This is a genomic window from Candidatus Poriferisodalis sp., assembly GCF_965208895.1.
Lineage (GTDB): Bacteria > Actinomycetota > Acidimicrobiia > Acidimicrobiales > Poriferisodalaceae > Poriferisodalis.
Genome location: NZ_OZ242363.1, coordinates 495006 through 507989, shown reverse-complemented (window position 1 = coordinate 507989; position 12984 = coordinate 495006). Strand labels below are relative to the sequence as shown.

The window sequence follows — 12984 nt, the reverse complement described above, 5'->3', positions numbered from 1 at the left end:
AAACCGATACCCGCAGGTCAGCACTAGTGCAACCCGTCAGTTACCTATTCGTTACCCCAAACAGCACCCGAAGCAGCGAAGGGTTCAGTTCCCTCGGCGCGGGAGCGAGTCGATCCATTCGGCCACTTCGTCGCTGCGCCAGCGGGCCGCCGCGCCGACGTAGACCGGGCGCGGGAACTCCCCCAGTTCCATGCGCTTGTAGATCTGGCTTCGGCTGATCGCGCAGCGCTCTTCGACTTGCTGCCGGGTGAGCAGCGACACGTCGTCGGCTGCGCTCACCGTTCAGCGGGTGCGCGGGCGACGGTCCAGCCCGACCGGCGCGCTCGACTTCGCAGCCTGCCGATCGCGCCGAGCAGCGTCTCGGCGTCTGCTGCTTCAGCTGACGGTTCCAACGATGCCGAGCGCTCACGGCTCCTCACGCGACCAACGACGACCCGCAACAGCACCTCCAACCCGCAGAGCTAACCCGCATAGTTACTGGGCTTTCTCTGCCAGTCAGGACATTGCGTTAGGACCGTTTCTAGGCGTCGAAGCCCGCTCTCAGCGTGTCCCTGTAGGTCATACAGCAGAGAACCCGCCGACCGGAGCCGACGGGTTCCCCAAAGTTCCAGCGCCGACTAGGCGCAGGGACTCGCCTAGCCCGAATCCGCCAAGCCTTCCGAGACAGCGCTTCGCTCCGCACGACGTTTGAGAGTCTTCTGGCGGTAGATGAACAGAACCGTCAACAGCAGCAGCGCGAGCACGGGCTTGAGAACCGGCCCTGCAAGCGACAGCGGATTGCCTACCTGTTCAAACATCAAAACGAAAGCGAAAGCCCCAGTGAGCACGAAGATGTTGCGACGCACCTTGTGCCAGTCGCGCTGTCGAGATGTCTTCATGGTGTCAGTGTAGTTCGCGGCGCTCACTCGCAGGTTCCCGTCGTCGGGGTGCCATCGCCGTGGTGGCAGACCCATTCGTTGAGAAAGTCCGTCAACGCGTCAAGGTCGCCGGTCTTGTTGAAGTCCTCCATTGCCTCGGTGCAGGCGGCGTCTGTGAACTTGTCCGAATCGCCGTCGTTCTGGTCCTTGGCGTTGTTGACGTTCTTCTGGTCGCTCGGGTCCTGCTCGCCGCTGTCGTCGCCGCTGCTGTCGCCGTCGGGGCTGTCGTCGCTTGGGCTGTCGTCGCTGTCTTCATCGTTGCCCGAGTCTGAGAAGGAGTCAGAAAACGACTGAAGGGCGGCGCTACACGTTGCAACTGCTGCTACCGTCACGGCGGCGTTGGCAGGCGTAACGCTCGCCCCCTCCTCAACAGGTATCAAGAAGAAGCATGCCACGCCCAAGGCGGCTGCCTTTGCAGGGTTAGGCGCTTCTTCCCAGAGATTCTGTAGCGCATCGTGAATACCTTCGAGCGCCTGCCGCTCGCTCTCGGTCAACTCGCGAGTGGTAACCCCGGTAAGCACGAGGAAATGATCAATCGCTGCAATCCACGCCGACTCGCTCGACGCCGTGCTCATCGAGCAGGTCGATCGCGGCGCCGTAGTCGGCGGCGGTGTTCGGGAATGTGTCGTGGGTGATCTCCACGCCGTGAGGGTCGACGATCTCCACGGTGAAGGTGTCCTGGTGGGGGTCGATATCCGCCGACTGGCTCTGTCATAGGGTGCTCCTGCTGGAAGTGATGTTCCGGTGGGTCCCCGAACGGCAGGGGCGCTTCGTCACAACCGAGTCGCCACAGTCAGGCTCCCTACTGGACAGGAGCGCTCCTGCGGGTCCCACGCTCGACGCGACAGGTCAGACAACAGGCACAAGGCCAAAAGATTGTGGAGTCATCGCCGAGCGCAGGACCGGACCGCAGCCCCCTGGCTGGGAGCCCCGGCGACATCAACAGTGACACTCGGAAAGTTTGTGTAAGCGGCGTGGTCTGAGGGTCCCTGGCTGGGTGCTGGGGGCCGGGAAGGATCATGTCTGCGGCTGATCAGAATATGTCGGCTGTGTCGGCGGGAGAGGCCGTCGGCGAGACGGCGATGACCGACTGGGCCGAGCTTTTGGTGGCCCAGGCACGCGCTGAGGGCGTGGAGCCGGCCGGCGACGGCGGTCTTTTGACGGGGCTGGTGCGCCAGGTGCCCCCGGATCGGCCTGGAGGTCGAGACGAGCGAGCATCTGGGCTGCGAGCGTCACGCGGTCGAGGGCCGCGGGTCGGGCAACTTGTGCAACGGGTCGACCCCCAAGACGGTCACCACCGAGATCGGCGAGGTCGACCTTCGGGTGCCTCGTGACCGTGCGGGCACGTTCGAGCCCGTGACGGTGCCCAAGCACCGGCGCCGGCTGGACGGCTTGTCGGGCAATGTGATCTCGCTGTACGCGAAGGGGCTCACCACCGGGGAGATCCAGGCTCATCTCGAAGAGATCTATGACACCTCGGTGAGCCGGGAGACGATCTCGAAGATCACCGAGGGGATCGTCTCTGACATGGCGGCGTGGCAGAACCGCACCGCTCGATCCGGTCTATGCGGTGCTGGGTTCGACGCGATCGTCGTCAAGGCCCTTGACTCCCAGGTCGCGAACAGGCCCGTCTATGTGGCCATAGGCGTGGATCTCGGGGGCGAACGCGACGTCTTGGGCATGTGGCTGGGCCCGTCAGGCGGCGAGGGCGCCACCCAATGGGCGACGATGCTGACCGAGCTGCGAAACCGCGGCCTCGCCGACGCGTCGGTTCGTGTGCTGCGACGGCCTCAAGGGCCTGCCCTCGGCGATCCGGGCGACCTGGCCCGAAGCGACAGTTCAGACATGCGTCGTGCACATGGTCCCCAACAGCGGGCGGTACGCGTCCCGCAAGCACTGGGGCCCCATCACCAAGGCCATGCGCGACATCTCTGCACGTCGCCCACCGTCGAGGCCGCCCAGACACGCTTCGAGAGCTTCGCCGACGACTGGGAAGACACCCTGCCCCGCCATGATCCGCTCATGGCGCAACTCCTGGGACGAGTTCGTGCCGTTCGGGGAGTTCCCGCCCGAGCTGCGCCGAGTCGTGTACACCACCAACGCCATAGAAAGCCTCAACGCCAGATTCCGCAGAGCAGTGCGCCATCGAGGGCATTTCCCCAACGAACAAGCCGCGATGAAAGTCCACCTGCCTTGTCGCCAACGCTCGACACAAGAACCGCACCAACCTCACCGGCAAGACCAACGGCTGGAAAGCCATCCTCAACACCTTGACCGTCCACTACGGCGACCGGATCGCCGACCACATCCGATGAACACCACCACGACCGGATACACAGAAATTCCGAGTGCCCCTGTAGGTCATACAGCAGAGAACCCGCCGACCGGAGCCGACGGGTTCCCCAAAGTTCCAGCGCCGACTAGGCGCAGAGGGCGGCTACTCGACGGCTGACGCCGCTTGCTCGGCTTCGCGTCGGCGGGCGCTCTTGCTGGCCTCTAGCGCCTTTTCGAAGACTCGGAAACTGGGTATCCCGATTGCGGCAAACGCTGGCAAGAACAGGAGATGGTACGTGTCCGATTCGACCCGAGATGCGAGCACACCGAGCGCGCCAAGTGCCGCTAGGAGGATGATCCAGATCGTCCAAAGCTTGGCGGGTGTCATGGTCTCAAGGTAGTTCATGGCGCTCATTTGTGGAACCAGTCGATCTTGCGCGGGTCATTCGCCGAGGCTGGCGAGGGCTGCTTGGCATTGTGCCGCCGCCCATGCTCGATTGTCGTAGCTGCTTTGGTACTGGCTGTATCCGGCACCATTCACGAACAGAGTGACTCCGCTAAGGGAAACCGATACCCGCAGGTCAGCACTAGTGCAACCCGTCAGTTACCTATTCGTTACCCCAAACAGCACCCGAAGCAGCGAAGGGTTCAGTTCCCTCGGCGCGGGAGCGAGCCGATCCATTCGGCCACTTCGTCGCTGCGCCAGCGGGCCGCCGCGCCGACGTAGACCGGGCGCGGGAACTCCCCCAGTTCCATGCGCTTGTAGATCTGGCTTCGGCTGATCGCGCAGCGTTCTTCGACTTGCTGCCGGGTGAGCAGCGACACGTCGTCGGCTGCGCTCACCGTTCAGCGGGTGCGCGGGCGACTTCGCAGCCTGCCGTTCACGCCGAGCTTGGTTGCGCGTCTCAGCGTCTCGCTGCTTCCGCTGACGGTTCCAACGATGCCGAGCGGTCACGGTTGCTCACGCAACCAACGACGACCCGCAACAGTGCGTCCAACCCGCAGAGCTAACCCGTATAGTTACTGGGTTTTCTCTGCCAGTTAGGACATTGCGTTAGGACCGTTTCTAGGCGTCGAAGCCCGTTCTCAGCGTGTCCCTGTAGGTCATACAGCGCAGAGAACCCGCCGACCGGAGCCGACGGGTTCCCCAAAGTTCCAGTGCCGACTAGGCGCAGAGGGCGGCTACTCGACGGCTGACGCCGCTTGCTCGGCTTCGCGTCGGCGGGCGCTCTTGCTGGCCTCTAGCGCCTTTGTGAAGACTTCTTGGCTGAGCACCATGAACACGCCACAAAGTAGCAAGAGCAGGAGACGGGGCATGATCCAATCGGCATGCGACGCGAGTATGAACGTCGCGATGAATGCCGCTAGGGAGATGGCCCAGATCGTCCAGAGCTTGGCGAGTGTCATGGTGTCAATGTAGTTCATGGCGCTCATTTGCGGAACCGGTCGATCTTGCGCGGGTCATTGACCGAGGCTGGCGAGGGCTGCTTGGCATTGTGCCGCCGCCCATTCTCGGTTGTCGTAGCTGCTTTGGTACTGGCTGTATCCGGCACCATTCACGAACAGAGTGACGCCGCCGCGACCTGGGCTCCACGCGGACGCTGTCCACGGGCCGCAGTAGTTGCCCGCCGGGTTCTCGTCGGCCACGTCGTCGCCGGGGCTGTCGCCGTCGGTGTTCTCGTCGCCGGGGCTGTCGCCGTCATCGTCGCCGGGGCTGTCGTCGGCGGTGTTCTCGTCGCCGGGGCTGTCGTCGTTCGAGCCGTCCGGGATGCGTCTTTCGCCGATGGCGCACCCGACGGTTACGAGAAGCTCAGCGAGCACCTTGGGCTTCTTGGCGATCTTGCCCTTCGTGGTCGCGAGCGCCGCGAAGGTCACTGCCCAGCAGCCCGCGGCTGCGCCTCCGGTCCGCACGTCGTCGTTCAGGCTGGTCCACACGTCGGCTAGGTCGCGCAGGTCATTGAGCGTGACGGGGTCGAAGCTACTGTTTTCGAGCAGCGGGTTGAGCGCTTTGAGCAGCTTCTCTTGAGAGTCGCCGTCTGTGTGCAGGTTCTCCCAGTCGATCCCGTTCCACTGGTTCAACTTGTCCGCGGCTTCATTGTTGATCGTCTCGATAACGGCGTCTAGGGCTGCCGCGGTGCCTTTTTCGAGCAGGTACTGAATGCGGGTAGCCAAGTTGTCTGGCGCGTCGTTCTTGCGGCAGTTCTTCGAGCCGTGCCCGCCGGTCTCGGTGTGCCCAGCGGGACAGTGCGAGTCGTCTTGAGTGTGGCAGCCCGAGTCGGTGCTGCTGTCGCCTATGGGGTGCCTGTGACGCTGGTAGGTCCTCAGCGAGCCTTGGTACGGGGAGCACGGGTTGACCGTGTAGGTCGTGTCGGGTTCGGTGCTGTCGGGTTCGGTGCTGTCGGGTTCGGTGCTGTCGGTGTCGGTGCTGTCGGGTTCGGTGCTGTCGGGTTCGGTGCTGTCGGGTTCGGTGCTGTCGGGTTCGGTGCTGTCGGGTTCGGTGCTGTCGGGTTCGGTGCTGTCGGTGTCGGTGCTGTCGGTGTCGGTGCTGTCGGGTTCGGTGCTGTCCGGCTCGGTGCTGCCCTTGTCCTCGGCTTCTGCTGCTTCCTTGCGTTCGGCCTCGGCCTGTTCGCGTCTGCGCTCGTCCTCGGCGACCTGTTCGCTCGTTCTGGTATCGCGCGGCTTGCCCCACAGGTCTTGCTCAGTCGGCGGGTCGTGGCTGTGGCTGACGTTCTGGGTCCAGCACTGGTTGCCTGCGAATGGGTCGTACGCGCAGTATTGCTTGGTCTGGGTGTGTGCCGCCGCGGGCTGCGCTAGCGGCACGACGGCTAGCACCGTCGCGAACGTCAGCAGCGCGAGCAGCGCCGTGGTGAGCCTCTTGGGCATGGTGGTTCCCTCCTACCGGGAGACAAGATGTTTCTTGCCTGAACCACCGCGCCAGCCGATAGGAAGGAACCATGAAGCTTGGCTCCCGCGGATCGGCTGGCGCGGCCCAAGAGGGCACGCGGTGATTCAGGCGAGCGCGACTCTCGCGCGTTTCGCGGACGCGTGCAAGCGCGGGTGTTCGGTGTGGGGTGGGGGACCCTGTTCGCGACGTCGCGGCCTCGGCGCAGGGTCGTAGGGGTGGGTATCGACCTTCACACATCGCCCGCCGGTGGGCGATGCTGCTGTCCGGGGCCACAAGCCCCGCAGCAGCGCTCGCGGCCCGTGCGCTGCCCTCGATGCCTACGCGCCGCCAAGGGCCGCCCTGCCTCGGGCGCTGCGGGCAACCTCGCACGCTGCGCCGCCCGTGATGGCACCGTCCGAACCCAAACAGGCGGGCGGTACCGGTGAGGGGGTCACGAACTCCATGAATGGCCCCTCGGGGCCGCTGGGGGGGCTTGCGCTGAGGTGGCGGGGCGGGACTCCGGGCGGCGATAGGGGGCCGCGTCGGTCAGCTGCGGGCCTAGGAGTCTGGTCGGAAACGGGTGCCGGACCCAATCTGCAAGCCCCTGACCTGCGGTTTTGCATGCGCCAAACACCCGAAACGCGACTTTCCGACCACGCTCCTAGGGCTGCGCGAGAGGTCTTGTTTGGGGCGCGTCGTCGTGGGGGCCGCGAAAGCTCGCCAGATACAGCGCTCCGACCACGGTGATGCGGTCAGCGACGAACGCCGCCCGATAGGTGCCGTCATCAGCCACGCGGTGATTGTTGGCCGCGCCGTCGGGATTGCGCTCGCCGGGGTAGTCGGGGAACGGCACGGCTGCGAGCGCGGCGGGGAAGTCGAGCGCGTCGGCGTGCTCAGCCGTGGGCCTGCCCTGCGCCCACGCGTCGAGCAGGTCCAGCCCGAACCATCGCCAAGCGGGGCCGCTCACCACTGCGCGCGCAGCGCTTCGGCTTGCTGGGCCAGTTCGGCGGCGCTGTGCGGCCCCCCGTTGGGGTTCACCCCATTGCGGGCGCACGCTTGCAGGTATTCCTCCGCGGCAATCGACGCGGAGACTTCGGCGCTCAGCTCGGGTCCGCTGGCGCGTCCGCTGCGTGGGCGGTCCAGTGTCCTGCGTACCATCTCGGGGTCCTTCGCTAGCTAGCTAGCTTGCTCGCTCGCGAGCGGCGCACCGTGTTGGGGGCGGCGTGCTTGCGCCACTCGCCCTCGGGGTCGGCCATGAACCTTCCGGTGCGTTCGTCTCGGTAGCGCTCATTCTTGCGCCGCGGTCGTTTGTGGGCCATGCCCTCAGCATTGCACGCCACCCGGCAGCCCCACCCACCCGGCTCGGTGGGCTGGGGAATACGAGGCCACTGCCGTCGTCGAGTGGCTTGGCCTTTCCCAGCACGTCGAGGGCTTGACTACTGAGAGGCACCCGGTGCTCACCGTTGGCCTTCATACGTTCAGCGGGAATCGTCCACGTGGTGCTCTCGACATCGATTTCGGACCAGCGAGCCCCTCGTGTCTCGCCGGGTCGAACGGCTGTCAGAACCAAGAAGCGCAGGCACAACTTCGACGCTTCGCTGGCCTGGGATTAGGTGATCGTGTCCAGTGCTGCGGCCACCTCTGAGTAGGGGAATGCTCGCTGGTGGTTCTTGACCTTGGGCATCGATGGGAGTGCACCGTCGATTGCTTCGCCGGCGGGATTGGTATCCACCCATCCATGTGCCATCCCATACTGCATCACCATCCGAATGCGCTGGCGCACACGCCGCGCCGTCTCAGGCTTGGTGGTCCAGATCGGTGAGAGGACAGTGATGATGCCGCTGCGCTCGATGCGGTGCAGCGAGGCATTTCCGATACGGGCAAACGCATAGCGCTCGAGGCTCGAGAGCCACTCGTTGGCAGCTTGCTTGTTGCGCCAGCGCGGTCGGTTCATCTCGTGGACCGTCTTCGCTGCGGTGGCGAACGTCGGCACACGGTCGGCTTGATGAGGGCCGAGTGGATCGCCTCCCTCGACGGCGTCAGCACGTATCGCCGCGGCCCGAAGTCGGGCGTCGGCGAGGCTGACTGCGGGGTAGCCGCCGATGCCAACGTCGCGTTGCTTGCCGTCGACGGTCAAGCGCACGACCCACGACCGGGTGCCGCTCGTCTTGACAACGAGCGTGAGCCCATCGCCGTCTGCGTGCTTGTCCGGCGTTGCGTGTTGGACAGTCTTGGAGGTGAGCCGCCTGGAGCGTCGCACGAGTTCCCTTTTCCAGTTCCCATTTTCTAGGAGCTTGGTCGGTTATTGGGGTTTGCGGCGTGTGGGGCAGGGTTGAGGTGTGAGGTCGGGTTGGGGTGGCGGGCTGGGTGCGGACGCGGGTGTGTCACCCGATGATGCCGAGGCGGCCGATGCGGTCGAGGTTGATGGCGGCGGTTCGCCATTCGAGCCAGTGGCCGGCTTTGGCGAGGCCGCGCCACGGCAGGCGTTTGGTGCGGGCTTTGAGGTGGGCGATTTTTCGTTCGGCTTGGGAGCGCTGTCGGTATCTGGCGAGGAATTCGGGTTCGCGGCGTTGGGCTCTGGCGGGGGCGAGGAGCTCTTCGTGGGGGTTGATCTGCACGATGCGGCCGCCGGTGCGTGTGGTGCATCGAGTCTTGAGCGCGCACGCGTTGCAGTCGGCTGCGCTGAAGCGGGCCTGGCGGCGCTTTTGGCCCCGCGGCGGCGGGATCGCGACGGCGACGCCGGCGGGGCAGGTGATCGTCGCTGTTTCGGTGTCGATGCCGAAGTCGGCTTTGGTGAACATGTCGGGGTCTTTGCGGGCCGATATCGGCGGGGCGGGAGCGACCAGGTCGATGCCGCGGCCCGCCGTCGTGTGACGCGTGGGTCCCGACCCGTAGTGGGTGTCGGCGATGATCTCCGCGACCGGGACCGGGTCGGCGTCGATGAGGTCCTCGACCACTGCGGCGTCATGGACGGTCGCGAGCGTCGCTTTCGCCGAGGTGATCAGGTCGGAGTCCGCGTCGGCTGCTATGTGCAGCTTGTAGCCGTCGTAGCGGTCGCTGCGGGAGCGGTGCCCGTGGCGGGCGTCGGGATCGACGGTCGAGATCACCCGATCGGTCGCGGTGCCTTGGCGTATCCGCGCCACCGCCGCGCCGTCGGCGCCGTCGGCGATCTCGACGTCCTGGCCGGCGACGACGCGCAGCAGCTCCGCCGCCGCGGCCACATCGGCGTCGTCGAAGCGGGAACAGAACCCCACGACAGCGTCGGCGTCGCAGAACAGCTCCGCCACCAAAGCCGCCCGGGCTGCGGGGTCGGACCAGTTGATCTGCGGCTTGGCCGCCTCCCCGTAGTCGTCACGCGCCAGCATCGCGGCCAGCTCGCCAGCCGCTTCGGCGTCGATCCCCGACACAGCGTCAACACAGCGGCGGGTCTGAGAACGGATCAGCGTGACAGTGTCCTGAGTCAGCACGCTGTCCTCGATGCCGGTGGAGTCCACGCTGCGGCGATGGCCGATCACCCCGGCGCGCTTGGCTGCGATCTTGACCCGATCCCCCAAGAAGCTCTCCATCCCCGCGCGCACCAGCCGCGCCCGGAACTCCACCAGCACCACATGAGGGATCCCGCGATGATCCAGCGGCAGCCCCAACGCCGCTTTCCACGACATGTCGAACCGCGACCGCCGCTCGGCCTCACGATCGGACACCCCATAGAACAACTGGCACAACAACAACGACGCCACCACCGACGGCGGATGCGACGGACGGCCCCGACCAGACACATACAGCGCATCGAAATCGGCATCGCAGAACAGCTCGCCGCGAGCCCGCCCCAGCGTCGCCAAGAACCCCTCCGATTCCAGCAGACCGCCCACCATCACATCCACATCGAAGAACGAACCCTGATCGTCAGCCGAACCGCGCACCCCTGCATTGTCCCGCGCGCCCCCACACCGAACGCGGAAATCCACCGACTTTCCGACCACCCTCCTAGGGAACTGACGCTGCGACATGGGAACTGCCGAAGCAACCAATCTGCCAGAAATATCCTCTGACCTGCAGTTTTGGGAACTTCTGGGAATCCCTGACGAGTCTCTCGGGTGGAGCTAAGGGGAATTGAACCCCTGACCTCTTCCATGCCATGGAAGCGCTCTACCAACTGAGCTATAGCCCCGAGGCTCCACGACGATACCAGTGCGCTGCCGGGAATTGAGAGTGCATCGAGCGGACGAATCGGTGCGCAAGCTGTGCCTTATGGGCATATCGTCGAGTCCATGAGCATCCCCGTGGAGCCGGCTGATATCGGCCCTCAGATGGAGCGGTTCGGCACGGTGGCGTACGTGCTGACTGTGCGTGACGACGCCACGCCGCATATCGCCCACCTGGACATGCGGCTCGACGGCGACGTGCTGCGCTGCGGCGCCAGCCGGTCGGCCGCGGCGAATGTGACGCAGCGCCCGAACATCTCGGTGCTGTGGCCGCCGTACGAACCTGGCGGCTACTCGATGATCGTGGATGCGGCGGCCCGCACTGTCGACGGTGCCGAGGGTCTCGAGCTGGAGCTGCGTCCGACCTCAGGCGTCCTGCACCGGCCCGCGACACCGGCCACCCCGCCAACCAATCCCAACTGCGCTTCGGACTGCGCCCCGCTGGGCTCCTGAGCTGGTTGGGGCTAGCTCTTCAGGTCGTTGCTGTGTTTGATGCTTCAACGACGCTGCGAGCTGGCTGGCGCTAGCTCTTCAGGTCGTTGAAGATGGTCTGCCAGCGGGAGCGGTCGCCCTTGTAGGGGGCGTAGAAACTGACCCGGTCCACCACGTCGGAGAAGCGACGCTTCAGCTCGGTGGCAACTTGCTCGGGCTCGGCCACCACGGCGAACGCATCGAGAATGTCGTCGTCGACCAGGTTCGCCATCTCGACCCAGCGGCCTTCCTTGGACATGGCGTTCAGCTCGGTCTGCATTTCGCCCCAGCCGTGGCACTCCAGCACGGGCCGGTACGCCGGCGTGGAACCGTAGAACGCGACCTGCTGCTTGGTGGCGTCCTTGGCCTTGGCCATGTCCTCTTCGGTGTTGCCGGTCACGATGAACGACGGGCCCGAGATCGTGATCTCGCTGGGATCGCGGCCTGCGCGCGCAGCACCCCGTTCGATCGCCGGGATGGTCTCCTCACGCAGGTACTTCTCGGTGGTGAAGCCGTGGCAGAGGAAGACATCGCAGGTCTCGCCGGCCACCTCGGTCATCAGCGGGCCGACGCCGGCCAGGGCCAGCCGGGGAGCGCCGTAGGGGTTCGCGCCGGGGTCGAAGAACGGCGTCATCAGCGTGTGCTCGTAGAAGTCGCCACGGAAGTTCAGCTTCTCGCCGTCGTTCCAGCAGGCCCAGATGGCCTTGATCGCCAGGATCATCTCGCGCATGCGAGCGGCGGGCTTGGACCACTCCATCGAGAAACGCCGGGTGATGTGCGGGCGGATCTGGCTGCCGAGCCCCAGGATGAACCTGCCCTGCGACAGCAGCTGGATGTCGTTGGCGCTGTAGGCCAGTGACATCGGGTTGCGGGCGAAGCCCACCACGATGCTGGTGCCCAGCTCCACCGTCGAGGTGGCATGCGCCATGAGCGGGAGCATGGTGAACGGATCGTGGCTGGTCTCTGGCACCCACAATCCGTCGTAGCCCAACGCTTCTTGTTCTTGACTCGACTCGATGATCCCATCGAATCCGCTAGTGACTCCGAGGCCGCCGTCTACCTTCATGGCGGGGACGATAGTGGCTAGAGGCTCGCCAGGACTGACTCGGCTCGCTCGGCCAGCGCCACGATGCTGCGGGGAAACTCGTGCACCTCTGGGGGGATGTCGGGGATGGCACCGCCCACGTACCGGGCATGGACTCCTTCGAGGATGCAGGCCAGGCGCCAGCTCGCGAACGCAAAGAACCAACCCATCGCGCTGACGTCCCGGCCGGTGAGCTCGCCATAGGCGCTCGCCAGCTGCTCGCGTGTCCAGAACCCCGGCGCAGCGGTGGCGTCGTGTCCCAGCGGGTTGAACGCGTCGCCGGCCTCCACCCAGTAGCCCAGCGAGAATCCGAAGTCGGCCAGCGGGTCGCCCAAGGTGGAGATCTCCCAGTCCAACACCGCCGCCAGTACGCCACTCGCCCCCGACAGGCAGTTGTCCAAGCGGTAGTCGCCGTGCACCAGGGTGGCCTCGGACTGGGGCGGGATCGACGCCACGAGCACGTCGTGGACCCGTTCGATGATCGGCAGCTCCCGCGACGTCATGGCGTTGAACTGGCGCCGCCACACGTGCAGCTGCCTCGCGACGTAGTCGTCGGGGCGGCCCAGCGTGTCCAGGCCGGTGGCCTCCAAGTCGGTGCTGTGGATGGCGGCCTGAACCTCCACCAGCTGCCGGCTGAGTGCTCCCCGAGCCTCGGGCGACAGCGCCTCGGCATCGGCCAGTGACCGCAGCACGGTGCCCTCCACGAACCCGGTCACATAGAAATCGGCGCCGTTCACCTCGGCATCGGTGCACAGGCCCACCACCGGGGGAGTGGGGACCGGGGTGGGTTCCAGCGCAGCCAGGATCCGGTGCTCGCGAACCATGTCGTGTGCCCCGGCGAGCAGGTGGGCCAGCGGCGGGCGGCGCAGCACCCAGCGGTTGCCCACGGCATCGGTGACGCGGTAGGTGAGGTTCGAGTGCCCGCCGGCGATGATCTCGAACTGCAGCGGGGGGCTGAGCTCGACGCGCTCGGCCATCCACGCGGTGACCGGCCCAGGATCGATGCCGGCGACCGGGCCGCCCGGTTCGGAGACTGCAGCAGACACCGTCGTTCCCTCCCGAGGTCGAGCCCTGCGGGGCACCATCATGGCCGCAGCCGTGCAGCGGTGCCCGACAGCGGACGGCGCCGTCGGCGTCGCGACATGCCGAGCG

Annotated in this window: 18 protein-coding genes, 1 tRNA gene and 1 pseudogene; 4 read left to right on the top strand and 16 right to left on the bottom strand. The window is 66.0% G+C overall.

Annotated features, from left to right (window positions below):
• Positions 1 to 84 precede the first annotated feature (84 nt).
• From ACOGJB_RS02400 to ACOGJB_RS02385, 4 genes are all read right to left on the bottom strand, one after another.
• Positions 85 to 279, bottom strand: coding sequence for a helix-turn-helix transcriptional regulator (locus tag ACOGJB_RS02400; RefSeq protein WP_419839235.1), 195 nt, complete (start codon positions 277 to 279; stop codon positions 85 to 87).
• A gap of 356 nt (positions 280 to 635) precedes the next feature.
• Positions 636 to 905 (bottom strand): hypothetical protein, encoded by a 270-nt coding sequence (locus ACOGJB_RS02395; RefSeq protein WP_419839234.1) that lies wholly within the window; start codon positions 903 to 905, stop codon positions 636 to 638.
• Positions 902 to 1492, bottom strand: coding sequence for a hypothetical protein (locus ACOGJB_RS02390; RefSeq protein WP_419839233.1), 591 nt, complete (start codon positions 1490 to 1492; stop codon positions 902 to 904). The genes ACOGJB_RS02395 and ACOGJB_RS02390 overlap by 4 nt, the downstream gene beginning before the upstream one ends.
• Complete coding sequence (locus ACOGJB_RS02385) at positions 1449 to 1583, bottom strand: hypothetical protein (protein ID WP_419839232.1); 135 nt, start codon at positions 1581 to 1583, stop codon at positions 1449 to 1451. Before ACOGJB_RS02385 ends, ACOGJB_RS02390 begins: the two co-directional genes overlap by 44 nt.
• Positions 1584 to 2105: 522 nt before the next feature.
• Between ACOGJB_RS02385 and ACOGJB_RS02380 the strand changes: the two are divergent.
• Positions 2106 to 2654: pseudogene (locus ACOGJB_RS02380) on the top strand (IS256 family transposase); the annotation flags it as partial.
• A 121-nt stretch (positions 2655 to 2775) separates the two neighbouring features.
• On the top strand, positions 2776 to 3369 hold the full coding sequence (locus ACOGJB_RS02375; RefSeq protein WP_419840661.1) for a transposase: 594 nt from the start codon (positions 2776 to 2778) through the stop codon (positions 3367 to 3369).
• Here the strand turns inward: ACOGJB_RS02375 and ACOGJB_RS02370 are convergent.
• The 4 genes from ACOGJB_RS02370 to ACOGJB_RS02355 form a co-directional block, all read right to left on the bottom strand.
• The gene (locus ACOGJB_RS02370) at positions 3355 to 3579 is read right to left on the bottom strand and encodes a hypothetical protein (RefSeq protein ID WP_419839231.1); all 225 of its coding nucleotides are present in this window, start codon (positions 3577 to 3579) and stop codon (positions 3355 to 3357) included. The genes ACOGJB_RS02375 and ACOGJB_RS02370 overlap by 15 nt on opposite strands.
• 260 nt (positions 3580 to 3839) lie before the next feature.
• Positions 3840 to 4034: a helix-turn-helix transcriptional regulator gene (locus tag ACOGJB_RS02365; RefSeq protein WP_419839230.1), complete on the bottom strand. Its 195-nt coding sequence runs from the start codon at positions 4032 to 4034 to the stop codon at positions 3840 to 3842.
• Positions 4035 to 4373: 339 nt separating this feature from the next.
• Positions 4374 to 4616 (bottom strand): hypothetical protein, encoded by a 243-nt coding sequence (locus ACOGJB_RS02360; RefSeq protein ID WP_419839229.1) that lies wholly within the window; start codon positions 4614 to 4616, stop codon positions 4374 to 4376.
• 36 nt (positions 4617 to 4652) lie between these two features.
• Entirely contained in the window at positions 4653 to 5363 is a 711-nt protein-coding gene (locus ACOGJB_RS02355) for a hypothetical protein (protein WP_419839228.1), read from the bottom strand.
• A gap of 193 nt (positions 5364 to 5556) precedes the next feature.
• Between ACOGJB_RS02355 and ACOGJB_RS02350 the strand changes: the two genes are divergently transcribed.
• A complete protein-coding gene (locus ACOGJB_RS02350) occupies positions 5557 to 6309 on the top strand; it encodes a pentapeptide repeat-containing protein (protein WP_419839227.1) in 753 nt (250 codons plus the stop codon).
• Between the two features lie 427 nt (positions 6310 to 6736).
• Here ACOGJB_RS02350 and ACOGJB_RS02345 read toward each other — a convergent pair whose 3' ends face one another.
• The 6 genes from ACOGJB_RS02345 to ACOGJB_RS02320 all read right to left on the bottom strand — a co-directional run bounded on the left by ACOGJB_RS02345 (position 6737) and on the right by ACOGJB_RS02320 (position 10243).
• Positions 6737 to 7042: a hypothetical protein gene (locus ACOGJB_RS02345; protein WP_419839226.1), complete on the bottom strand. Its 306-nt coding sequence runs from the start codon at positions 7040 to 7042 to the stop codon at positions 6737 to 6739.
• Positions 7039 to 7233: a hypothetical protein gene (locus tag ACOGJB_RS02340; RefSeq protein ID WP_419839225.1), complete on the bottom strand. Its 195-nt coding sequence runs from the start codon at positions 7231 to 7233 to the stop codon at positions 7039 to 7041. Before ACOGJB_RS02340 ends, ACOGJB_RS02345 begins: the two co-directional genes overlap by 4 nt.
• Positions 7234 to 7255: 22 nt before the next feature.
• Positions 7256 to 7660: a tyrosine-type recombinase/integrase gene (locus ACOGJB_RS02335; protein WP_419839224.1), complete on the bottom strand. Its 405-nt coding sequence runs from the start codon at positions 7658 to 7660 to the stop codon at positions 7256 to 7258.
• Positions 7661 to 7684: 24 nt separating this feature from the next.
• Positions 7685 to 8335: a tyrosine-type recombinase/integrase gene (locus ACOGJB_RS02330; protein ID WP_419839223.1), complete on the bottom strand. Its 651-nt coding sequence runs from the start codon at positions 8333 to 8335 to the stop codon at positions 7685 to 7687.
• Between the two features lie 124 nt (positions 8336 to 8459).
• Complete coding sequence (locus tag ACOGJB_RS02325; protein ID WP_419839222.1) at positions 8460 to 9995, bottom strand: IS1182 family transposase; 1536 nt, start codon at positions 9993 to 9995, stop codon at positions 8460 to 8462.
• Positions 9996 to 10170: 175 nt separating this feature from the next.
• Positions 10171 to 10243: transfer RNA gene (locus ACOGJB_RS02320), tRNA-Ala, on the bottom strand.
• A gap of 100 nt (positions 10244 to 10343) precedes the next feature.
• Between ACOGJB_RS02320 and ACOGJB_RS02315 the strand changes: the two genes are divergently transcribed.
• Complete coding sequence (locus ACOGJB_RS02315; protein WP_419839221.1) at positions 10344 to 10730, top strand: pyridoxamine 5'-phosphate oxidase family protein; 387 nt, start codon at positions 10344 to 10346, stop codon at positions 10728 to 10730.
• A 70-nt stretch (positions 10731 to 10800) separates the two neighbouring features.
• Here ACOGJB_RS02315 and ACOGJB_RS02310 read toward each other — a convergent pair whose 3' ends face one another.
• Together ACOGJB_RS02310 and ACOGJB_RS02305 are read right to left on the bottom strand one after the other, a co-directional pair.
• The gene (locus ACOGJB_RS02310; RefSeq protein WP_419839220.1) at positions 10801 to 11814 is read right to left on the bottom strand and encodes an LLM class F420-dependent oxidoreductase; all 1014 of its coding nucleotides are present in this window, start codon (positions 11812 to 11814) and stop codon (positions 10801 to 10803) included.
• 17 nt (positions 11815 to 11831) lie between these two features.
• A complete protein-coding gene (locus ACOGJB_RS02305) occupies positions 11832 to 12878 on the bottom strand; it encodes a phosphotransferase family protein (protein WP_419839219.1) in 1047 nt (348 codons plus the stop codon).
• Between the last annotated feature and the right edge of the window lie 106 nt (positions 12879 to 12984).

What these genes read in the sequence shown, in the direction of transcription:
- ACOGJB_RS02390 (WP_419839233.1), bottom strand. Translation starts at nt 1,492, where the DNA reads ATGAGCACGGCGTCGAGCGAGTCGGCGTGGATTGCAGCGATTGATCAT.
- ACOGJB_RS02375 (WP_419840661.1), top strand. Translation starts at nt 2,776, where the DNA reads ATGGTCCCCAACAGCGGGCGGTACGCGTCCCGCAAGCACTGGGGCCCC.
- ACOGJB_RS02370 (WP_419839231.1), bottom strand. Translation starts at nt 3,579, where the DNA reads ATGACACCCGCCAAGCTTTGGACGATCTGGATCATCCTCCTAGCGGCA.
- ACOGJB_RS02360 (WP_419839229.1), bottom strand. Translation starts at nt 4,616, where the DNA reads ATGAACTACATTGACACCATGACACTCGCCAAGCTCTGGACGATCTGG.
- ACOGJB_RS02340 (WP_419839225.1), bottom strand. Translation starts at nt 7,233, where the DNA reads ATGGTACGCAGGACACTGGACCGCCCACGCAGCGGACGCGCCAGCGGA.
- ACOGJB_RS02315 (WP_419839221.1), top strand. Translation starts at nt 10,344, where the DNA reads ATGAGCATCCCCGTGGAGCCGGCTGATATCGGCCCTCAGATGGAGCGG.
- ACOGJB_RS02310 (WP_419839220.1), bottom strand. Translation starts at nt 11,814, where the DNA reads ATGAAGGTAGACGGCGGCCTCGGAGTCACTAGCGGATTCGATGGGATC.